Genomic DNA, 20,764 nt, shown 5'->3' with positions numbered 1-20,764 from the left:
CTCCCGTCTGCCGATAAACCGGCATAAAGGCTGTGACAGGCAGCCGGGAGAAAATAATGAGAATCCAGGACTCGCAGGTCCAGCTTGCTGGACAGCATGATTTCGCTCGTCAGCACAGTATCGAGGAGCAGCAAAGCGTCGCGGTACGGCGGGTGCCGCGGCAGGCATCGGTGGAGACGGTGAACTTGTCGTCTGAGTCCCTTGCGGCGCAGCAGGCGGAGGCACGTTCGCTCGATCTGCGCAGCCAGCTCGAGAACGACCCGCTCTGGCGCCTGATCAAGCACATGATCAAGCAGATCACCGGCGAAGACGTGGATCTGGACAACATCATCCCACCCGGCGCGGGCAACTACCGCCCCGCCAGCAAATCAGATGTTGCAAATTCGCAACAATCAAAAACACAGAACCCGCAGCAGGATCGCGCTCAGCTGGACTTCCATTATCGCTACCGCGAGGAGTACCACGAAGTCGAAAAAACGAGCTTTGTCGCCGCCGGCAAGGTACGGGCCGATGATGGCAGGGAGATCGATTTCAAGGCAGCACTGAACATGCATCGTGAGTACCACGAGGTCAGCGAGGCACGTATCGACACCGGCAATACCGGTACCCGCAAGGACCCACTGGTCATCAATTTCGATACCGATACCGCCACGCTCGGCCCGGACAAGATCCACTTCGACCTTGATGCTGACGGCACGGCGGAGACCATGTCCTTTCTCGCGCCAGGCAGCGGTTTTCTGGCCATGGATCGCAATGGCGACGGCAAGGTGAACAATGGTACCGAGCTGTTTGGCGCGCAGAGTGGTGATGGCTTTGCCGATCTGTCGCAGCTGGATGACGACGGCAACGGCTGGATCGACGAGAACGACGCCTCCTGGGTCAGGCTCCGGCTCTGGACGCGGGATGCCGGTGGCCAGTTCCAGTTGGTCGACCTGAAATCACGTGGCATCGGCGCCATCTACCTGGGCAATACCGATACCGAATTCTCCCTGACCGACCAGCAGAATCGTGAGCATGGCCTGATCCGTCGCACCGGTATCTATTTGAAAGAAGACGGTAAAGCGGGGACGGTTCAGCAACTGGACCTGACTGTCTGAGCAATAGCCAACCCGCTTCACGCCTGACCGCCAGGACGCGCAGCAGGTCATGCATTCCCACCTGTTTTTAAGCACACGATTTCGCCGCTTTTCGCCGCCCGGGCGGACGTCACGCCGGCAACCATATCAGCCTCTCCCCAAGCCTTATTGCAAGCGGCATTCGCGGTTTTGCCACACGCTTTTTCCTTCGTTGACAAGCTTAAAAGCTCGGGCGCAATATTCCGCACGCATTTTGGCTCGTAGTTGAGCTACACCAATGTGTAGCTTTTCCATCGGAATACCGCGTTTGTCAAAAAGGGGAACATTCATGACCTTGGCTCGTTACAGCCTGATCGCCTCCGCTGTGCTGGCGCTCGCCGCCTGCGGCGAAAAGAAAGACACACCGGCACCTGAAGCGGCTCCGGCAGCTGCACCAGCCGCCGCAACCGAAACCGTGGTGAAGATCGGCCATGCCGCACCACTGACCGGCAACATCGCCCACTTGGGCAAGGACAATGAAAACGGCGTCCGTCTTGCCATTGAAGAACTGAATACCGAAGGCGTTGAGCTGGACGGCAAGAAGGTCAAGTTCGAGATGATCTCGGAAGATGACCAAGCCGATCCGAAGACCGCCACCACCGTGGCGCAGCGCTTTGTTGATGCCAAGGTTGCCGGCGTGATCGGTCACCTTAACTCTGGCACCACCATTCCGGCCTCCAAGCTGTATTCCGACGCTGGCATTCCGCAGATTTCCCCGTCGGCAACTGCCGTGACTTACACCGCCCAAGGCTTCAAGACCGCCTTCCGCGTGATCGCCAACGATTCCTCGCAAGGTGGCGCGCTGGGCGTATTTGCAGCGGATAACCTGAAGGCCAAGAAGGTCGCGATCATTGATGACCGCACCGCCTACGGCCAAGGTCTGGCAGATGAATTCGAGAAGGCCGCCAAGGCCAAGGGTGTGACCGTGGTAGGCCGTGAGTTCACGACCAACCAGGCAACCGATTTCATGGCCATCCTGACCACGATCAAGGGCAAGAAGCCTGACGTGATCTTCTACGGCGGCATGGATGCACAGGCAGGCCCGCTGACCCAGCAGCTCAAAAAGCTGGGCATCACTGCCAAGGTCATGGGCGGGGACGGCTTCCAGACCGGTGAGTACATCAAGTTGGCGGGTGACAACGCTGAAGGCCAGTTTGCCTCGCAGCCTGGCATGCCCAAGGACAAGATGCCTGGCTTCGCCGACTTCGAAAAGAAGTACAAGGCCAAGTTCAACACCGACATCCAGATCTACGCCCCCTTCACCTACGACGCGACCAAGATCATGGTTGCTGCGATGAAGAAGGCTGGCTCGGCTGATCCGGCGAAGTACCTGCCTGAACTGGCCAAGATCGAGTACACCGGCGTGACCGGCCCGATCAAGTTCGACGACAAGGGCGACATCGTTGGTGGTTCCGTGACCGTGTACCAGATCAAGGGTGGCAAGTGGGAAACCGCAGCGACCATCGGTGGTGCCGCTCCGGAAGCCCCGGCAGCAGCGGCCGAGGAAAAGAAAGAAGAGAAGAAGTAACAGCAACAAAAAAGGCGGCGTCGAAAGACGCCGCTTTTTCACTTCCGGTTTTCCCTAACTACACCAGCATTCATACCACGGTCACAATCTGACCACGCTCCCGAATAATATAAAACGGGAGGCGCTCAGGGTGTCGGCACCCATGTCGGGTCCGATCTGTTTCCCGCACGCTTCTCAAGGAGTCACGCGTGGATATTTTCATTCAGCAAATCATTAACGGCCTCGTTGTCGGCAGCATCTACGCGCTGATCGCACTGGGCTACACCATGGTGTACGGCATTCTGCAACTGATCAACTTCGCCCACGGCGAGATTGTGATGATGGGTGCCATGATCACCATCTCTGCCATCAGTCTGCTTAGCGGAGCGGGCATCAACCTGCCGGGGCCACTGATGGTGATTGCCGGCCTGTTGATCGCCATACCGGTCACCATGCTGTTGGGTTTTACCATCGAACGTGTTGCATATCGGCCACTACGCAAGGCGCCCCGGTTGGCACCCCTGATTACCGCCATCGGTATCTCCATCGTGCTGCAACAGGTCGCCGTCCTGATCTGGAAGAACAATCCTCGCTCCTTCCCCGATCTCTTGCCGCATGAGCCGCACAATTTCTTCGGCGCCATCATTACCGACCTGCAAATCGTCATCATCGTCCTCGCCATCGTGGTGATGGGTGGCTTGCTGATCATGGTCGAGAAGACCAAGCTGGGTCGCGCCATGCGCGCCGTATCGATGAACCAGGCTGTCGCCGGCCTGATGGGCGTCAATATCAACTACGTCATCTCCATGACCTTCGTGATCGGCTCGGGCCTGGGCGCTGTCGCCGGCGTGATGGTCGGGGCCAACTATGGCCTGGCTTACCCCACGATGGGCTTCATGATCGGCCTGAAGGCCTTCACGGCAGCCGTGCTAGGTGGGATCGGCAACCTCGGCGGCGCAGTGGCTGGTGGCATTCTGCTTGGCATCATCGAAAGCGTGGGCGCCGGTTATCTCGGCCCGCTGACGGGCGGCATACTCGGCAGCCACTATCAGGATATCTTCGCCTTCATGGTACTGATCCTGGTCTTGGTGTTCCGGCCCAGCGGCTTGCTGGGTGAACGTGTCGCAGAACGTGCTTGAGCCGGGAGATTCTCGATATGCAAACCATCAAGCAATCCAAAACCGTCGCCTACGCCGGCATGGCGATCTTCGCCGTCGTGCTGGCAGTCCTGCCCTTTGTCATGGGTGCCACGCTGGGTAATACCTGGGTGCGCAACCTCGACCTTGCCATGCTCTACATCATGCTGGCACTGGGTCTGAACATCGTGGTCGGCTACGCCGGTCTGCTCGACCTCGGCTATATCGCCTTCTATGCTGTTGGCGCCTATACCTACGCCCTGCTCAACTCGCCCCACCTGGTGCCCTTGCTCAGCGGTACCGGCTTCGAGTGGCTGCTGCACATGCCCTTGCTGGTCGTACTGCCGATCGCGGCCTTGCTGGCCGGCCTGTTTGGCGTGCTGCTGGGGTCGCCTACACTGAAGCTTCGGGGTGACTACCTCGCTATCGTCACGCTCGGCTTTGGTGAAATCGTCCGCCTGTTCATGAACAACCTGGACCGCCCGGTGAACATCACCAACGGCCCGCAGGGTGTGAACCTGATCGAACCGGTACGCCTCTTCGGCCACAAGTTCTCGCAGTCGATCACCTTGTTCGGCGTCGAGTTCCGCAATGTGCATCTCTACTACTACCTGTTCCTGGCACTGGCACTGCTGATCATCGTGGTTTCGATCCGCCTGCAAAGCTCGCGTATCGGCCGGGCCTGGGTTGCCATCCGCGAGGATGAGATCGCCGCACAGGCAATGGGTATCAATACCCGCAACGTCAAGCTGCTGGCCTTTGCCATGGGCGCCAGCTTTGGCGGTGTCTCCGGCGCCATGTTCGCGAGCTTCCAGGGCTTTGTCTCGCCCGAGAGTTTCGTACTGATGGAAAGCATCGTCGTCCTGGCCATGGTGGTACTGGGCGGCATGGGCCATATCCCGGGCGTGATACTCGGCGCGGTACTGCTGTTCATTACCCCGGAAGTATTGCGTGACGTCGTGAACCCGCTGCAGGACAAGCTGATCGGTGAGCGCGTGGTCAATCCCGAGAACCTGCGCATGTTGCTGTTCGGCATTGCACTGATCTTCGTCATGCTGGTACGCCCGGAAGGCCTGTGGCCGTCCAAGCGTCGCAAGGCGGAATTCCATGAAGCCGATGAACCGGCAACCGATGAGACCCCTGCCAAGGAGGCCGCCCATGGCTGAGCCATTGCTGGAGATTTCCGGCATCCACAAGCGCTTCGGTGGCCTGCATGCGCTCAACGATGTCGGCCTGTCGATCAACAAGGGCGAGATCTACGGCCTGATCGGTCCCAACGGGGCAGGCAAGACTACCTTGTTCAACGTGCTGACAGGCCTGTACCAGCCTGATGAAGGTCGTTTCACCTTCAAGGGCATCGACCTGTTCCGCAAGAAACCCAACGTCGTGGTGGAAAGCGGCATTGCGCGTACCTTCCAGAACATCCGCCTGTTCCACAATATGACGGCCCTGGAAAACGTGATGGTGGGTCGCCACGTGCGGACCCGCGCCAGCGTGATCGGTGCCGTGTTCCGGGACCCCAAGACGCGCGCCGAAGAAGCGGCGATCAAGGCCAGGGCCACCGAGCTGCTGGAGTATGTCGGCATCCGCAAGCACGCGGAAGAACACGCCAAGAACCTTTCCTACGGCGATCAGCGCCGCCTGGAGATTGCACGCGCCCTCGCCACCGATCCACAACTGCTCGCGCTGGATGAACCGGCCGCCGGCATGAATGGCAAGGAAACCGATGATCTGAAGCGCCTCATGGAGAAGGTCCGCAACGATGGCGTCACCATCCTGCTGATCGAACATGACGTGAAGCTGATGATGGGCCTGTGCGACCGGATTGCCGTGCTCGACTACGGCAAGAAGATTGCCGAAGGCGTGCCGGAAGCGGTCAAGAATGACCCACGCGTGATCGAGGCCTACCTCGGCGCCTCGCCAGAGTAAGGGAAGCAAGCGACCTATGGACAATGATAAGAAGCTGTTGGAAGTCAAAGGTCTGCAGGTGGCCTATGGCGGCATCAAGGCCGTCAAGGGCATCGACCTGGAAATCAAGCAAGGTGAGCTGGTTGCCCTGATCGGCGCCAACGGTGCCGGCAAGACCACGACGCTGAAGACGCTGGTCGGCATGGTCAAACCTGTCGCCGGTACCATCCGTTACGATGGTGAGGACACTTCACGCATCCCCGTCTATCACTATGTCTCGCGTGGCCTCGCCATGGTGCCGGAAGGGCGTGGGATCTTCCCGCGCCTGACGGTCGAGGAAAACCTGCTGATGGGTGCTTACTACCGTAACGACAAGGCCAACATCCAGTCCGATCTGGCCCGCGTCTACGACCTGTTCCCTCGCCTGAAAGAGCGCTACAAGCAGCTTGCCGGGACACTTTCCGGCGGTGAACAGCAGATGGTGGCCATGGGCCGCGCCATCCTGTCCCGCCCCAAGCTGCTACTGCTGGACGAACCCTCGATGGGCCTGGCACCCATCATCGTGCAGAAGATCTTCGAGATCATCCGTCAGATCGCCAGTGAGGGTGTCACCATGCTGCTGGTGGAACAGAACGCCAAGCTGGCGCTGAAAACCGCCAATCGCGGCTATGTGATGGAAAGCGGCGTGATCACCTATGCCGATACCGCCGAAGCCCTGTTGGCCAACGAGAAAGTGCAGCACGCCTATCTGGGCGACTAGACCTGCCTGGTATCGGCCCATCTACGGATGGGCCGATGCCACGCTGCCCCCTCCCCTAGCTGACGGTCTGCCAATCATGTCCCTTACCTTTGGCGCCGTCATCGTCGGCGACGAAATCCTCTCCGGCCGCCGAGCCGACAAACACTTGGGCTTTATCAGCAAGCTACTGGCCGAACGCGGCCTGGCACTGAAATGGGTGCGTTATATCGGGGACGACCCGACAGCCCAGGCCACGCTCTATGCGGAAACACTGGCGTCCGCCGAGGTAGTCTTCAGCTTCGGCGGCATTGGGGCCACACCCGATGACCACACTCGCCAGGCAGCCGCGACCGCAGCCGGCAAGGCGCTGGTCCAGGACCCCGCCGCCACACAACTGATCGAGCAACGCTTCGGCGAAGCCGCCTACCCCAACCGTATCAAGATGGCGCAGCTACCGGCGGATTGTGAGCTGATACCCAACCCGGTCAACCAGATCGCCGGTTTCTCGCTGGCACACCATCACTTCCTGCCCGGCTTTCCGGAGATGGCCTGGCCGATGGCGCACTGGGTGCTTGATACGCACTACGCGAACCAGGGCACGCCACAGCTGACCTTGAGCCTGCTGGTACCGGACGCCAAGGAAGGCGACCTGATCGAGCTGATGGAGGCCTTCGTGACCCACTACCCGGGTGAGCGATTTTCTTGCCTGCCCAGCTATGGCAACGCAAGGCATGCGGGGCCGCATATCGAGTTCTCGGTCAGCGGGGAGCCTGAGATCACCCAAGAGGCATGCGAGTGGCTACGAGAGGCCTTGCTGGCGCGCGGTTACACCATCCAGGATTGATCAGAGCGTTCCCTGCTGCAAGGTCGCGACCGTATCGCGGATCAGATGGCCGGAAATACTGAACCGAGGGGGGATGCCTGGTAAGGCATCCAGCGGGAACCACGCGGCATGCTCGATCTCCTCAGGCTGAGGCACGATATCGCCAGAGACCCACTCTGCAGTGAAGGCAATCATCAGGCTGTGGGGAAACGGCCAGCTCTGGCTGCCGTAGTAGCGCAGATTACGCACCTCTACGCCGACCTCTTCGCGGATTTCTCGCACCACGCACTCCTCCAGCGACTCGCCAGCCTCGACGAAGCCGGCCAAGGCGCTGTACATGCCCGGCGCAAACTGGGGCGCCCGCGCCAGCAGCAACTCCTTGTCGCGCCAGATCAGGGCCATCATGGCCGGGCTCAGGCGAGGGTAGACCACATGGCTGCAGGCGGGACAAACACGGGCGCGCTCGGTCGGCTTGAGCTCCGTCGGCGTCGCACAGACGCCGCAGTAGCGATGTGCCCTGTCCCACTCCACGACCTGCGCGGCACGCGCGGCCACCAGCATCAGGGATTCAGGCAGCTGCATCATGGCGGCCCGGAGCGGTATGGCCTGCCAGCCCTCGGGCTCAAGCGCCAGCGTCAGCACCCAGCAATCGTAGCCATCCAGTTGCCCAAGGTAGTGGCGGCTTTGCGCAGTCTGTTCCCACGGGCTATTCGCTTGCAGGACGAGCAGCGGTGTCTCGCCAGGAGAGCCCGATACCAGCAGCTTGCCGCCGACAAAGACGAAATGCCAGGCTTCAAGGCTCGGCACACCGGATGGTTGGACTGCAGGAGTGAACACCACGTTGCGATACCCTCAGAGCAGGAGCGCAGCAGTATACGCTCGCGTCCGGCATCATTTATAGTGGTTCGGAGAGCTGTCCATTACCGCTTGCCGTGGAGCCCCCCGATGCTTGAATTCAAGGACTGGTCGCTCAAGACCAAGCTGCTGGCCATGTTCCTGGTAGCCAATCTGGTTACCGGTGCGCTCTACACCGTCTACGCTTACTACCTGAAGTCCCAGGCCATCTTCGCCGGCATAGACGGTCGCCTGGTCGCAGCCGCCAATGCCGCGCCCGACCTGATCGGTGACAGCTACCTGCAGCGCGGCAACAGCGCCGGTAGCATCTCCGATACCGAATACACCCGCACGGGCCTCAGGCTCAACCAGCTCACACGCAAGGTCGGCCTGGCCCGCCTGTATTTTCTGGCGCCCAATAGCGGCAAATTCTTCTACCTCGCCGAAGCATTCACTGACGAAGACAAACAAAAGCAGCGCTACCACAAGCACTACACCGCCTTCAGCAATGCCGTGACGGCTGCCAGCCAAGCCCTGGCACAAGGTAGCGACAGCTATGCGGAGTACGCAGACACCGATGGTCGCTATCGTGTCGTATTGATCCCCCTGAAGACCGAGAATGGCCAGCAATACCTGATTGGGGCCGAAATCGGGATCGACCAGATCAGCGGCGAACTGCGACGCACCTTACTGCAGTCGTTAGGCGTTGGCGCACTGGGGTTCATCCTGGGCATGGTGATCGCCTACCTGCTGGTCAACCTCATCGTGCGTCGTGTGCAAGGCATCAGCCGTACCATCGACCTGATAGCCCGCGACAAGAACCTGGGCATGCAGATGGATACCAGCCATAAAGACGAGCTGGGACTGATCGCGCGGAACCTCAACGAGCTGGTCGCCAGCTTTCGCAGTGCCCTCAGCGAGGCCAAGCAGGCGGCGGGCAGCAACGCCACCTTGTCGCGACAGTTCGTTACCCAGATCGGGGCCATATCTGCCGCGACCCAAGAGGCCGCGGCCGGCTTTGGTGAGGTAACACGCGGCGCAGACGAAATCGCAGAAGTAACCGCGCAATCAGCCCAGCGAGCGGGGGACCTGCGCGGCGAGATCACGCAGGTTGAGGAAAAACTGGGGCACGCCCGCGGGCAGATCGAAGCCATGGCTAGCCAGATCGAGGCCGGCGCACAGGCTAACCGAGAGTTCACCGAGGCGTTCACGACCCTGGCAGCCAACGTCAAGGAAATCACCGGCATCCTGCAGACCATTTCCGATATTTCAGACCAGACCAACCTGCTTGCGCTCAACGCCGCCATCGAGGCGGCACGCGCTGGCGAACAAGGCCGCGGTTTTGCCGTGGTCGCTGACGAAGTACGCAAACTGGCAGGACAGACCCAGAACACCCTGGCTCAAAGCAACACCCTGGTGAACCGCATTCTGGCCACGATCGAATCCACCCATGCCCAGGTTGCCGGGCAAGCCCGGCAGATCGCCGGCCTCGTCACCGCATCGCATACGGTGGATGAGGCCATCGCCAGTACGGCCGAACTGATGGGCCAGACCAGCGGCGTCGTCAGGGAAACGGCTGGCGATGCGGAAAGCGTCCGTACCTCAGTTGCGGCGATCAGGCAGGCGCTGGCCACCTTGCACCAGACCATGCAGGCCAATAGCCAGCAAGCAGAAGGAATGGGCTCTGCGGCGCGCCAACTGGGAGAGACAGCCCAGCGGCTGGATGACACGCTGGCGATCTTCCGCACCGAATAAGGGCTGGGCGAGCGGCTCAGCCCAGTATCTGGACGATCTCCAGGCCAATCTCGTACTGGGACCCGGACTCGATCTGATGGCAGCGGCGCACCCTGACCCTGGCAGTCATGGGCTGCGGCTTGAGCTTGCCATTGCGTGGCGGCACCACCGTCACCTCCAGCTCCTCGTCATGCCGGGGCACGAAATTGCTGATGATGGTCAGACCGGAAACAGACAGATCCGTACAGGTGCCATAGTAGCTAGGACCGAGATCCGGCGTCCGGATACGGGCGGGACATTCAACCGGGACGCGCCGTGCGGTACGCTTTTCCGCGCTCACGAGTCGCTCCGGGCGATAAGGGGTATCAAAGAGGACAGGATGCTCATGTTCATTAGCATAATCTGAACTAGGCTGATCGTACCAGTCGACCGACCTTGAACATGGTCAAATTGTGGCGTGGTGGCCGACCAAGCGGCGTGAAATCGTTCGGCAAGCCAACACCCAGAGGCTTCATGGTAGTTCACCCAGCTCCCAAAACAACAACGCCACCCTAGGGTGGCGCTGTGTTGCAGATCGGTAATGATCGATTACTTGATCATGCCCTTGCTTTTCAGCAGGTCGTACATGGTCTTGCCGATCTCGGCCGGGCTACGGGTGTAGGCGATGCCTGCACGCTCGAAAGCGGCAAACTTCTCTTCTGCCGTACCCTTGCCGCCGGAGATGATGGCGCCAGCGTGGCCCATGCGCTTGCCCTTGGGGGCAGTCACACCGGCGATGTAACCCACAACCGGCTTGGTCACGTAGGACTTGGCGAACTCGGCAGCTTCTTCTTCGGCCGAACCACCGATTTCACCAATCATGATGATCGCGTCGGTGTCCGGATCGTCCTGGAACAGCTTCAGCGAATCGATGTGGCTGGTGCCGGGGATGGGGTCGCCGCCGATGCCGATACAGGTGGACTGGCCCAGGCCCAGAGCGGTGGTTTGTGCCACGGCTTCGTAGGTCAGGGTGCCCGAACGGGACACGATGCCGATACGGCCCGGGTTGTGGATGTGCCACGGCATGATGCCGATCTTGCACTCGCCCGGGGTGATGACGCCAGGGCAGTTCGGGCCGATCAGACGGATGCCGGCTTCGTCAACGGCACGCTTCACGTACAGCATGTCGATGGTGGGCACGCCTTCGGTGATACACACCACCAGCTTCACGCCAGCGTCGATCGCTTCCAGGATGGAATCCTTGGCGAACGGAGCCGGCACGTAGATCACGGTCGCATCGGCCTGGGTCTCACGCACGGCGTCGCGCATGGTGTTGAATACCGGCAGGCCCAGATGCTGGGTGCCACCCTTGCCGGGGGTCACGCCGCCGACAACCTTGGTGCCGACCTTCAGCGCCTGCTCGGCGTGGAAGGTACCATTCTTGCCGGTGAAACCCTGCACCAGCACCTTGGTGTTCTTGTTGACTAGAACGCTCATTGTTTAACTCCTGATTCAGTGCGGTGGTTAGGCGAGCGCTGCGACAGCGGCAACGATCTTCTCGGCAGCGTCGTTCAGGCCTTGGGCCGAAGTCAGCTTGAGGCCGGATTCATCCAGAATCTTGGCGCCCAGTTCCGCATTGTTACCTTCGAGGCGAACCACGACCGGCACGGTAACGTTCACTTCCTTCACGGCAGCGATGATCGCTTCGGCGATCATGTCGCAACGGACGATGCCGCCGAAGATGTTGATCAGCACGCCCTTGACCGACTCGTCGGCCAGGATCAGCTTGAAGGCTTCGATCACGCGCTCCTTGGTGGCGCCGCCGCCCACGTCCAGGAAGTTGGCAGGCTGACCGCCCTTGAGCTTGATGATGTCCATGGTGGCCATGGCCAGACCGGCGCCGTTCACCATGCAACCGATGTTGCCTTCGAGGGCCACGTAGTTCAGGTCGAACTCGGAAGCCTTCAGTTCACGCTCGTTCTCTTGCGACTTGTCGCGCAGGGCCACGATGGCCGGCAGGCGGAAAGCAGCGTTGCTGTCGATGCCGATCTTGGCATCCACGCAAGCCAGCGTGCCATCGCCACGGATAGCCAGCGGGTTGATTTCGAACAGGGCGAAGTCGTTTTCCACGAATGCCTTGTACGCGCCCATCATCAGGCCGGTGAACTGCTTGATCTGCTTCTCGTCCAGACCTAGCGCAAAGCCGGCTTCACGAGCCTGGTACGGCTGCAGACCAACCAGTGGATCAACCACGGTCTTGATGATCTTCTCAGGGGTGTTGTGCGCCACTTCTTCGATTTCCACGCCACCTTCGGTGGAAGTCATGAAAACGATGCTGCGGGTCGAACGATCCACCACGGCGCCCAGATACAATTCGCGCTGCACCGGGTACATGTCTTCGCAAACCAGCAGCGAACCGACAGGCTGACCCTTGGCGTCTGTCTGGTAGGTCACCAGACGCTTGCCCAGCAGCGACTTGGCGACATCGGCGGCTTCTTCAGCGCTCTTGACGACCTTCACGCCACCGGCCTTGCCGCGACCGCCGGCATGGACCTGGGCTTTGACCACGGCGAACTTGCCGCCCATGGAACGGAAGGCGTTGGCAGTCTCTTCCGGCGTGGTAGCCAGGATGCCCTTTTGAACCGGCAGGCCGTACTTAGCCAGCAGGTCTTTCGCTTGATATTCGTGCAGATTCATTGTGTTTCCCTTTTGAGAGAAGTTGCTTAACAGGGAAGGGCGAAGGGGGAAGGATGAGGCTGACGCCCTACCCTGCTCCCTTCCCCCTTCTCTCAAGTTCGTTTAGCTATGGATTGTACGACCATCGCAGGCCAATGCGGCCTCGTGCATCGCTTCGCTGAGCGAAGGATGGGCGTGGACGATGCGGGCGATGTCTTCCGACGAAGCGCTGAACTCCATCGCCACCACGGCTTCGGAGATCAGTTCCGAGGCAAACGGGCCGACGATATGTACGCCCAGGATGCGGTCGGTCTTCTTGTCAGCCAGCATCTTGACGAAGCCCTTGGCCTCGCCCAGCGCCAGCGCACGGCCGTTGGCCGAAAACAGGAACTGACCCTTCTTGTACTCGACGCCTTCGGCCTTGAGCTGCTGCTCGGTCTTGCCGACCCAGGCGATTTCCGGGCTGGTGTAGATGACCCAAGGCACGGAATTGAAGTCCACGTGCGGGTGCTGGCCGGCAATGCGCTCAGCCACGGCCACGCCTTCTTCCGACGCCTTGTGCGCCAGCATCGGGCCACGCACCACGTCGCCAATCGCCCAGACATTGGGCAGGTTGGTCTGGCAGTCGTCGTTCACATCGACCTGGCCGCGGTCGGTCAGTTTCAGACCAACGGCGTCGGCGTTCAGGCCGGCAGTGTTCGGCACGCGGCCGATCGAGACGATCAGCTTGTCGTAGACGGCCTTCTGTTCGGCGCCGGCGGCATCGACATAGCTGACGGTCACGTCCTTCTTGCTGACCTTGATCTCGCCGATCTTCACACCGGTGTTGATCACGAGGCCGGTTTCCTTGGTCAGGAACTTCAGGGCTTCACGCGCAACTTGTTCGTCGGCGGCACCCAGGAAGGTCGGCATGGCTTCCAGAACGGTGACATCGGAACCCAGGCGTTTCCAGACCGAGCCCATTTCCAGGCCGATCACACCGGCACCGATCACACCCAGGCGCTTGGGCACGGCGGGGATCGCCAGCGCGCCTTCATTGTCGAGCACCAGCTTGTTGTCGATGGTCACGCCTGGCAACTGGCGGACGCTGGAGCCGGTCGCCACGATCACGTGGGTCGCCTCGATGCTCTCGGTCTTGCCGTCAGCCAGTTTGGCTTCCAGCACGTACTTGTCGCCATTCTTGGACTTGAAGCTGCCGGTGCCGTGGAACGAGGTCACCTTGTTCTTGCGGAACAGGAAGGTGATGCCACCGGTGTTCTTGGCGATGATCTCTTCCTTGCGCTTGAGCATCTGCGCCACGTCCATCTTCACGGTGCCGGTGCTGATGCCATGATCGGCAAAGCTGTGCACGGCGTGATGATAGTTTTCCGACGACTGCAGCAGCGCCTTGGACGGGATACAACCCACGTTCAGGCATGTACCGCCCAGGCTGGGCTTGCCGTCAGCCGAGCTGGTGGCATCGATACAGGCGGTCTTGAAACCAAGCTGTGCTGCGCGAATGGCTGCTACATAGCCACCGGGGCCGCCACCGATCACGACAACGTCAAATTGTTGAGACATGAGAACCTCTGGGGAGAGCGTTGGAACCGCCGGCAGGTGCTTCATGCCCTACCCCGCCAAGACGGGGCAGGCACGACGCGCTCGCAGCCGGCGATGCGCGTTATGGTTTAGATATCCAGCAACAGGCGGGCCGGGTCTTCGATGGCTTCCTTGATCGCCACCAGCGACAGCACCGCTTCACGGCCGTCAATGATGCGATGGTCGTAGGACTGGGCCAGATACATCATTGGCAGAACCACCACTTGACCGTTCTCAACCATGGCGCGTTCCTTGGTGGCGTGCATGCCGAGGATGGCCGATTGCGGCGGGTTGATGATCGGGGTGGACATCATCGAACCGAAGGTGCCGCCATTGGAGATGGTGTAGGTACCGCCGCTCAGTTCCTCGATGGTCAGCTTGCCTTCCTGCGCGCGCTTGCCGAAGTCAGCAATCTGCTTCTCGATCTGCGCCAGGCTCAGTTGGTCCGCATTGCGGATCACCGGCACCACCAGGCCACGCGGGCTACCCACGGCCACGCCGATATCGTAGTAACCGTGATAGACGATGTCGTTGCCATCAACCGAGGCATTGACGATCGGGTACTTCTTCAGGGCATGGACGGCGGCCTTGACGAAGAAACCCATGAAACCCAGCTTGATGCCGTGTTCCTTTTCGAACTTGTCCTTGTACTTGTTACGCAGCTCCATCACCGGCTTCATGTTCACTTCGTTGAAGGTGGTGAGGATGGCAGCGGTCGATTGCGACTCGATCAGACGCTCGGCAACGCGCTGGCGCAGGCGGGACATCGGCACGCGCTGCTCGCCGCGATCGCCCAGCGACACGGTGACGGCGGGTGCAGGCGCAGCCTTGGCTGCCGGTGCAGCGGCAGGCTTGCCGGCAGCAGCAACGACGTCTTCCTTCAGGACACGACCATCACGGCCACTGCCCTGGATCTTGCTGGTATCCACGCCAGCGTCGGCAGCAGCCTTCTTGGCAGCCGGCATGACCGCCGTGCCAAAGCCGATTGCATTTTCCGGCACACCGGCAGCGGCAGCCGCAGCGGCAACGCGAGCAGGTTCCTGGCCGATAGGCGCAGCGGCAGGCGCGCTGGCAGCACCGGCACCGGCCTTGGCTTCGGTATCGATGGTAGCGATCAGTTCTTGGCTGACGACAGTCGCGCCATCACCCTTGACCAGGCTGACGATCACGCCGGCTTGCGGAGCGGGCAGCTCCAGCACGACCTTGTCGGTTTCCAGGTCGATGAGGTTCTCATCACGCTCGACATACTCGCCTACCTTCTTCTTCCAGCTCACCAGGGTGGCTTCGGATACAGACTCGGGCAGTTGGGGGACTTTGACTTCGATCAGCATGTTTTCGGCTCCGTATTATCGGCCTGACTTGGGTTTTTGACGTACCAACCGGCCGCACATAGGCGGCCGGGTGTTCACTCTGCTTCGATTGCTTTACTTCAGCGTCATCGCTTCTTCGACGAAGGCCTTCAGCTGGGCAGTATGCTTGCTCATGTAGCCCACGGCCGGCGAAGCGGACGACGGACGACCGGCGTACAGCAAGGTCTGCTTGGCCGACATACAGGCCTCCAGGCGGTGGCGGATCTGGTGCCAGGCGCCCTGGTTCTTCGGCTCTTCCTGCACCCACATGATCTCCTTGGCGGCGGTGTACTTGCCCAGCTCAGCCTTGAGTTCATCGGTCGGGAACGGGTAGAGCTGCTCGACGCGAACGATGGCGACATCCTTCTGGTCGCGCTCGACACGGCCATTGTGCAGGTCGTAGTAGACCTGACCGGAACAGACCACAACGCGCTTCACCTTCTTCGCATCCGGTGTAACCGGATCACCGATCACCGGGCGGAAACCGCCCTGGGTGAACGCTTCCAGCGGGCTCATCGAATCCTTGTAGCGCAACAGGCGCTTGGACATGAAGATGACTAGCGGTTTGCGATACGGGCGCAACTGCTGGCGACGCAGCACGTGGAAGATCTGGCTGGCTTCCGATGCCATCACGATCTGCACATTGTGCTCGGCGCACATCTGCAGATAGCGCTCGAGGCGAGCCGAGCTGTGCTCAGGGCCCTGGCCGTCGTAGCCGTGCGGCAGCATCATGGTTAGGCCGCAGTAACGACCCCATTTGGTCTCGCCGGAGGTGATGAACTGGTCGATCACCACCTGTGCGCCGTTGGCGAAGTCACCGAACTGCGCTTCCCAGATGGTCAGTTCGTCCGGCGCCGAGGAGCTGTAGCCATACTCGAAGGCCAGCACCGCTTCTTCGTTCAGGATGGAGTCGATCACCAGGAAGTTGCCCTGGTTGTCGCTCAGGTTGCGCAGCGGCACATGTGCACCCGCATCCCACTTCTCGCGGTTCTGGTCATGCAGCACAGCATGACGATGGCTGAAGGTGCCGCGACCCGAGTCTTCACCAGAGATACGCACGCCATAGCCCTTTTCCAGCAGCGAGCCGTAGGCCAGGATTTCCGCCATGCCCCAGTCGATGTTCTGCTTGCCTGCGGCCATCTCGCGACGGGCGGCCAGCACCTTCTCGACAGTCGGGTGCAGTTTGAAGTCATCCGGCACCTTGGTGGCCTTCTCGGCCAGACGGCCAATCTCGGCAGCGCTCAGGGTCGTATCGGTCGGGTGCGCCCAGTGGGTGCCCTTGAATGCGCCAAAGTCGATGGCAAAGCTGCGCTTGAAGTCCGTCAGCGTGGTCTGCTCGACATGCTCACCCTTGTCCAGCGCGGCACGGTAGGCCTTGATCAGGCCATCGGCCTCGTCAGCGCTCAACAGACCTTCGGTCACCAGGCGTTCGGCGTACATCTTGCGCACGCCAGGATGCTTGGCGATACGCTTGTACATCATAGGCTGGGTCAACATCGGGTCATCGCCCTCGTTGTGGCCCAGCTTGCGGAAACAGACCAGGTCGATGACAACGTCGCGGTTGAACTGACGACGGAAATCGAGCGCGGCCTGCACCACAAAACAAACGGCTTCCGGATCATCACCGTTCACGTGGAAGATCGGTGCTTCGATCATCTTGGCGATATCGGTGCAGTACAGCGAGGAGCGGGTATCGCGCGTATCGCTGGTGGTGAAGCCGATCTGGTTGTTGATCACGATGTGCACCGTGCCGCCCACGCCGTAGCCACGGGTTTGCGACAGGTTGAACGTACCCTGGTTGGTGCCCAGGCCGATAAAGGCCGAGTCACCGTGCAGCAGCACCGGCATGACCTGTGCACCAGTGCGGTCGCCACGGCGTTGCTGGCGGGCACGAGCCGAGCCGACCACGACCGGGTTGACGATTTCCAGGTGCGACGGGTTGAACGCCAGCGAAACGTGCACTGCACCGCCAGGGGTCGGGATGTCCGAGCTGAAGCCCATGTGGTACTTCACGTCGCCGGACGGCAGGTCGTAGCTGTACTTGCCTTCGAATTCGGAAAACAGGTCGCGGGGCTGCTTGCCCAGCGTATTGACCAGCACGTTCAGGCGGCCACGGTGGGCCATGCCGATCACCATTTCCTGCACGCCATGCTCGCCGGAGGTCTGTACCAGATGGTCCAGCGCAGCAATCATGCTTTCGCCGCCTTCCAGCGAGAAGCGCTTCTGGCCGACATACTTGGTATGCAGGTAGCGCTCCAGCGTTTCTGCAGCCGTGATCTGCTTGAGTACGCGCAACTTCTTGTCGCGGCTGAAGCTGGGCGTGGAGCGCACCGACTCGAAACGCTCCTGGATCCAGTAGCGCTGCTCCGAGGTCGTGATGTGCATGTATTCCAGACCGATATTGCCGCAGTAGGTCTGCTTCAGGCGCGACAGGATATTGGCCAGCGTGTCGCGCTCTGGTCCGATCAGGTTGCCGCAATCGAAGGTCAGCGCCATGTCGGCATCGACCAGGCCATAGGTGGTCGGGTCAAGCTCGGACAGGAGCGGCTGGTCCAAGCGCTTCAGCGGGTCCAGGGTCGCATAGCGCGCACCGATGATCCGGTAGGCCGAAATCAGGCGCAGCACGGCCACCTGCTTCTTCATGGCCTCGCTCTGCGCAGCCGCGCTCACGCCACCGGTACGGGGCTGCTTGGCTTGCTGGATAAAGGATTCCTCGATGGCGGCACGCGGAATATCGCGGTCCGTGGCACCGGGCAATTGCTGCAGCTTGTCGAAATAGTCCCGCCATTCTTCAGATACCGTAAGCGGGTCGGCGAGGTATTGCTCATACAGATCCTCAATGAACGGCGCGTTGCCGCCGAACAAGTGGGACTGGGCTTGGAATGCTTGCATCATGGTGATGTGGCCTATGGCGTTTTTGCTTTTCGCTTGGGCGAGACGATTTCGACAAACTACTTACTTGCAAACAGCGGTGTGCGCGGCATCAACCGCGCACACCGCTGCAGGCTTACTTGCGCTTCGCGATCTCTACGTAATCGCGACGCGGTGCACCGGTGTACAACTGGCGCGGACGACCAATCTTCATTGCCGGATCGGCAATCATCTCGCTCCAGTGCGAGATCCAGCCCACGGTACGGGCCAGCGCGAAGATCGGGGTGAACATCGAGACGGGGATGCCGATGGCCGACAACACGATACCGGAGTAGAAGTCCACGTTCGGGTACAGCTTGCGCTCGATGAAGTACGGGTCTTCAAGGGCGATGCGTTCCAGTTCCATGGCCAGCTTGAGCTTGGGATCGTTATGCAGGCCCAGCTCGTTGAGCACTTCGTCGCAGGTCTGCTTCATGATGGCAGCGCGCGGGTCCATGTTCTTGTAGACGCGGTGGCCAAAGCCCATCAGCTTGTAGCGCTTGTCCTTCACGCCCTGCATGAATTCGGCGACGTTGGAGACATCACCGATCTCGTCCAGCATCTTCAGCACGGCTTCGTTGGCGCCACCGTGAGACGGGCCCCACAGACAGGCGATACCGGCAGCGATACAGGCGAACGGGTTGGCGCCAGAGGAACCCGACAGGCGAACCGTCGAGGTCGAGGCGTTCTGCTCGTGATCGGCATGCAGCGTGAAGATGCGATCCAGCGCGCGGGCGGTAACCGGATTGACCTTGTACTCTTCGACCGGGGTCGAGAACATCATGTACAGGAAGTTCTCGGCGTAGGTCAGGCCAGCCTTGGGGTAGGACAGCGGCAGGCCGCGATTGTAACGGTAGGCCTGGGCGGCGATCGTCGGCAGCTTGGCAACCAGGCGGAAGGCAGCCACTTCACGATGACGCGGATCGTTGATATCCAGCGAGTCATGGTAGAAGGCGGACAACGCGCCGACTACACCGACCATCACGGCCATCGGGTGTGCATCGCGGCGGAAGCCACGGAAGAAATTGTGGATCTGGTCATGCAGCATGTTGTGGCGCATGACGGTGTAGTCGAAGTTCTTCTTCTGCTCAGCCGTCGGCAGCTCGCCATTCAACAGCAGGTAGCAGACTTCCAGGTAGTCACTGTGCTCGGCCAGTTGCTCGATCGGGTAACCACGGTAGTAAAGCTGACCCAGATCACCGTCAATGAAGGTGATCTTGGATTCGCAGCTGGAAGTCGACAGGAAGCCTGGGTCATGCGTGAACATGCCTGTCTTGCCGAAAGCGCGAATATCAACCACGTCCGGGCCCAAGGTGCCCTTCAGAACCGGCAGTTCGATGCTGTTCTGACCGTTGTTGTAGGAGAGCGTAACCGTGTTGGAAGTATCAGCCATGAAAAAGTGCTCCTGATTGGATTTCGGGTGAACCACCAGCCCATCAATGTACGGCGCGCTGGGGGCCTCGAACTAAGCGCATTATTGTTGATTCTTCAGAACCTGCCAGTGCTGTAGCTTCGTCAGGATAGGAACGAAGCGTGGATCGTCGGTGACGGTTTTGCCGTCCACCAGCTCCAGCAAGTCGATATCCGGCAGCATCAACAAGTCCTGGTAGACGTCCAGCTCGGCAGAAGACAGCTGCTCGAAGTCGTGTTCAAGAAAGAGCTCGAACACGAGATCAAGTTCCAGCAGTCCCCGCCGGGAACGCCAGCGGAGTCGGTTTTTGTCCGCTTGGGTATACATCTCAGTTTTCATCCGGTCAGGCGATACGCTTGACCATCAGTTCCTTGATCTTGCCAATTGCCTTGGTCGGGTTCAGATGCTTCGGGCACACATCCACGCAGTTCATGATGGAGTGGCAACGGAACAAGCGGTACGGATCTTCCAGGTTGTCCAGGCGCTCGTTGATCGCCGTGTCACGCGTATCGGCGATAAAGCGGTAGGCGGCCAGAAGACCTGCCGGACCCACGAACTTGTCCGGGTTCCACCAGAACGACGGGCAGGAGGTCGAGCAGCAGGCGCACAGAATGCACTCGTACAAACCGTCCAGCTCTTCGCGGTCGCTCGGGCTTTGCAGACGTTCATGCGACGGAGGCGGGGTATCATTGATCACATACGGCTTGATCGAGTTGTACTGCTTGAAGAACTGCGTCATGTCCACGATCAGGTCGCGGATCACAGGCAGGCCCGGCAGCGGACGAATCTCGACCGGCTGCTTGAGACTGTTGATGTCAGTCACGCAGGCCAGGCCATTCTTGCCATTGATGTTCATGGCATCCGAACCGCACACGCCTTCACGGCAGGAGCGGCGGAAAGACAGGCTGTCGTCGACCGTCTTCAGACGGACCAGGGCATCCAGCAGCTTCTTGTCGCTGGGTTCCAGCTCGACCTCGATGTCCTGCATGTACGGCTTGGCATCGACATCCGGGTTGTAGCGATAGATCTTGAATTGCATCTTCATAGTCTGGGCTCCAGTACGTC

At 60.5% G+C, this 20,764-nt stretch carries 19 protein-coding genes; 8 read left to right on the top strand and 11 right to left on the bottom strand.

Annotated elements, in window-relative coordinates; genetic code table 11:
- The first annotated feature begins 56 nt into the window (after positions 1 to 56).
- Positions 57 to 1,097: a hypothetical protein gene (locus ACYVHK_RS20960; protein WP_460536183.1), complete on the top strand. Its 1,041-nt coding sequence runs from the start codon at positions 57 to 59 to the stop codon at positions 1,095 to 1,097.
- A 144-nt stretch (positions 1,098 to 1,241) separates the two neighbouring features.
- Here ACYVHK_RS20960 and ACYVHK_RS20955 read toward each other — a convergent pair whose 3' ends face one another.
- A complete protein-coding gene (locus tag ACYVHK_RS20955; protein ID WP_460536181.1) occupies positions 1,242 to 1,406 on the bottom strand; it encodes a hypothetical protein in 165 nt (54 codons plus the stop codon).
- Here ACYVHK_RS20955 and ACYVHK_RS20950 point away from each other — a divergent pair.
- The 6 genes from ACYVHK_RS20950 to ACYVHK_RS20925 all read left to right on the top strand — a co-directional run bounded on the left by ACYVHK_RS20950 (position 1,405) and on the right by ACYVHK_RS20925 (position 7,249).
- A complete protein-coding gene (locus tag ACYVHK_RS20950; protein WP_460536179.1) occupies positions 1,405 to 2,643 on the top strand; it encodes a branched-chain amino acid ABC transporter substrate-binding protein in 1,239 nt (412 codons plus the stop codon). The two genes, ACYVHK_RS20955 and ACYVHK_RS20950, sit on opposite strands and share 2 nt — an antisense overlap.
- 188 nt (positions 2,644 to 2,831) lie before the next feature.
- On the top strand, positions 2,832 to 3,761 hold the full coding sequence (locus tag ACYVHK_RS20945; RefSeq protein ID WP_460536177.1) for a branched-chain amino acid ABC transporter permease: 930 nt from the start codon (positions 2,832 to 2,834) through the stop codon (positions 3,759 to 3,761).
- A gap of 17 nt (positions 3,762 to 3,778) precedes the next feature.
- Positions 3,779 to 4,924 carry an ABC transporter permease subunit gene (locus ACYVHK_RS20940; RefSeq protein ID WP_460536175.1) on the top strand — a complete coding sequence of 382 codons (1,146 nt, stop codon included), beginning with the start codon at positions 3,779 to 3,781 and terminating at the stop codon, positions 4,922 to 4,924.
- Positions 4,917 to 5,687: an ABC transporter ATP-binding protein gene (locus tag ACYVHK_RS20935; protein ID WP_460536173.1), complete on the top strand. Its 771-nt coding sequence runs from the start codon at positions 4,917 to 4,919 to the stop codon at positions 5,685 to 5,687. Before ACYVHK_RS20940 ends, ACYVHK_RS20935 begins: the two co-directional genes overlap by 8 nt.
- A 16-nt stretch (positions 5,688 to 5,703) precedes the next feature.
- Positions 5,704 to 6,426 (top strand): ABC transporter ATP-binding protein, encoded by a 723-nt coding sequence (locus tag ACYVHK_RS20930; protein WP_460536171.1) that lies wholly within the window; start codon positions 5,704 to 5,706, stop codon positions 6,424 to 6,426.
- 76 nt (positions 6,427 to 6,502) lie between these two features.
- Positions 6,503 to 7,249 (top strand): competence/damage-inducible protein A, encoded by a 747-nt coding sequence (locus ACYVHK_RS20925; protein WP_460536169.1) that lies wholly within the window; start codon positions 6,503 to 6,505, stop codon positions 7,247 to 7,249.
- Here ACYVHK_RS20925 and nudC read toward each other — a convergent pair whose 3' ends face one another.
- Entirely contained in the window at positions 7,250 to 8,068 is an 819-nt protein-coding gene (gene nudC / locus ACYVHK_RS20920; RefSeq protein WP_460536166.1) for an NAD(+) diphosphatase, read from the bottom strand. It lies immediately after the preceding gene.
- Positions 8,069 to 8,173: 105 nt separating this feature from the next.
- Between nudC and ACYVHK_RS20915 the strand changes: the two genes are divergently transcribed.
- On the top strand, positions 8,174 to 9,817 hold the full coding sequence (locus ACYVHK_RS20915; protein WP_460536163.1) for a methyl-accepting chemotaxis protein: 1,644 nt from the start codon (positions 8,174 to 8,176) through the stop codon (positions 9,815 to 9,817).
- A 16-nt stretch (positions 9,818 to 9,833) separates the two neighbouring features.
- Here the strand turns inward: ACYVHK_RS20915 and ACYVHK_RS20910 are convergent, their stop codons facing one another.
- From ACYVHK_RS20910 to ACYVHK_RS20870, 9 genes are all read right to left on the bottom strand, one after another.
- Positions 9,834 to 10,136, bottom strand: coding sequence for a PilZ domain-containing protein (locus ACYVHK_RS20910; protein WP_460536161.1), 303 nt, complete (start codon positions 10,134 to 10,136; stop codon positions 9,834 to 9,836).
- A 248-nt stretch (positions 10,137 to 10,384) separates the two neighbouring features.
- The gene (gene sucD, locus ACYVHK_RS20905; RefSeq protein ID WP_460536159.1) at positions 10,385 to 11,272 is read right to left on the bottom strand and encodes a succinate--CoA ligase subunit alpha; all 888 of its coding nucleotides are present in this window, start codon (positions 11,270 to 11,272) and stop codon (positions 10,385 to 10,387) included.
- Positions 11,273 to 11,299: 27 nt separating this feature from the next.
- On the bottom strand, positions 11,300 to 12,472 hold the full coding sequence (gene sucC, locus ACYVHK_RS20900; RefSeq protein ID WP_460536157.1) for a succinate--CoA ligase subunit beta: 1,173 nt from the start codon (positions 12,470 to 12,472) through the stop codon (positions 11,300 to 11,302).
- Between the two features lie 102 nt (positions 12,473 to 12,574).
- The gene (gene lpdA / locus ACYVHK_RS20895; RefSeq protein WP_460536155.1) at positions 12,575 to 14,011 is read right to left on the bottom strand and encodes a dihydrolipoyl dehydrogenase; all 1,437 of its coding nucleotides are present in this window, start codon (positions 14,009 to 14,011) and stop codon (positions 12,575 to 12,577) included.
- Between the two features lie 107 nt (positions 14,012 to 14,118).
- Positions 14,119 to 15,360: a 2-oxoglutarate dehydrogenase complex dihydrolipoyllysine-residue succinyltransferase gene (gene odhB, locus ACYVHK_RS20890; protein ID WP_460536152.1), complete on the bottom strand. Its 1,242-nt coding sequence runs from the start codon at positions 15,358 to 15,360 to the stop codon at positions 14,119 to 14,121.
- 93 nt (positions 15,361 to 15,453) lie between these two features.
- Complete coding sequence (locus ACYVHK_RS20885; RefSeq protein ID WP_460536149.1) at positions 15,454 to 18,273, bottom strand: 2-oxoglutarate dehydrogenase family protein; 2,820 nt, start codon at positions 18,271 to 18,273, stop codon at positions 15,454 to 15,456.
- Positions 18,274 to 18,385: 112 nt separating this feature from the next.
- On the bottom strand, positions 18,386 to 19,681 hold the full coding sequence (gltA, locus tag ACYVHK_RS20880; RefSeq protein WP_460536147.1) for a type II citrate synthase: 1,296 nt from the start codon (positions 19,679 to 19,681) through the stop codon (positions 18,386 to 18,388).
- Between the two features lie 81 nt (positions 19,682 to 19,762).
- Positions 19,763 to 20,026 (bottom strand): FAD assembly factor SdhE, encoded by a 264-nt coding sequence (locus ACYVHK_RS20875; RefSeq protein WP_460536145.1) that lies wholly within the window; start codon positions 20,024 to 20,026, stop codon positions 19,763 to 19,765.
- A gap of 16 nt (positions 20,027 to 20,042) precedes the next feature.
- Entirely contained in the window at positions 20,043 to 20,744 is a 702-nt protein-coding gene (locus tag ACYVHK_RS20870) for a succinate dehydrogenase iron-sulfur subunit (protein ID WP_460536143.1), read from the bottom strand.
- Between the last annotated feature and the right edge of the window lie 20 nt (positions 20,745 to 20,764).

The organism is Chitinimonas naiadis (genome assembly GCF_054780835.1).
This window is presented reverse-complemented; position numbering and strand designations above follow the sequence as displayed.

Coding starts and splice junctions, on each gene's coding strand:
- ACYVHK_RS20940 (WP_460536175.1), top strand. CDS start 3,779: ATGCAAACCATCAAGCAATCCAAAACCGTCGCCTACGCCGGCATGGCG.
- sucC (WP_460536157.1), bottom strand. CDS start 12,472: ATGAATCTGCACGAATATCAAGCGAAAGACCTGCTGGCTAAGTACGGC.
- ACYVHK_RS20960 (WP_460536183.1), top strand. CDS start 57: ATGAGAATCCAGGACTCGCAGGTCCAGCTTGCTGGACAGCATGATTTC.
- ACYVHK_RS20870 (WP_460536143.1), bottom strand. CDS start 20,744: ATGAAGATGCAATTCAAGATCTATCGCTACAACCCGGATGTCGATGCC.
- ACYVHK_RS20955 (WP_460536181.1), bottom strand. CDS start 1,406: ATGAATGTTCCCCTTTTTGACAAACGCGGTATTCCGATGGAAAAGCTA.
- ACYVHK_RS20935 (WP_460536173.1), top strand. CDS start 4,917: ATGGCTGAGCCATTGCTGGAGATTTCCGGCATCCACAAGCGCTTCGGT.
- ACYVHK_RS20950 (WP_460536179.1), top strand. CDS start 1,405: ATGACCTTGGCTCGTTACAGCCTGATCGCCTCCGCTGTGCTGGCGCTC.
- ACYVHK_RS20930 (WP_460536171.1), top strand. CDS start 5,704: ATGGACAATGATAAGAAGCTGTTGGAAGTCAAAGGTCTGCAGGTGGCC.
- sucD (WP_460536159.1), bottom strand. CDS start 11,272: ATGAGCGTTCTAGTCAACAAGAACACCAAGGTGCTGGTGCAGGGTTTC.
- odhB (WP_460536152.1), bottom strand. CDS start 15,360: ATGCTGATCGAAGTCAAAGTCCCCCAACTGCCCGAGTCTGTATCCGAA.
- ACYVHK_RS20875 (WP_460536145.1), bottom strand. CDS start 20,026: ATGTATACCCAAGCGGACAAAAACCGACTCCGCTGGCGTTCCCGGCGG.
- ACYVHK_RS20885 (WP_460536149.1), bottom strand. CDS start 18,273: ATGATGCAAGCATTCCAAGCCCAGTCCCACTTGTTCGGCGGCAACGCG.
- lpdA (WP_460536155.1), bottom strand. CDS start 14,011: ATGTCTCAACAATTTGACGTTGTCGTGATCGGTGGCGGCCCCGGTGGC.
- ACYVHK_RS20925 (WP_460536169.1), top strand. CDS start 6,503: ATGTCCCTTACCTTTGGCGCCGTCATCGTCGGCGACGAAATCCTCTCC.
- gltA (WP_460536147.1), bottom strand. CDS start 19,681: ATGGCTGATACTTCCAACACGGTTACGCTCTCCTACAACAACGGTCAG.
- ACYVHK_RS20915 (WP_460536163.1), top strand. CDS start 8,174: ATGCTTGAATTCAAGGACTGGTCGCTCAAGACCAAGCTGCTGGCCATG.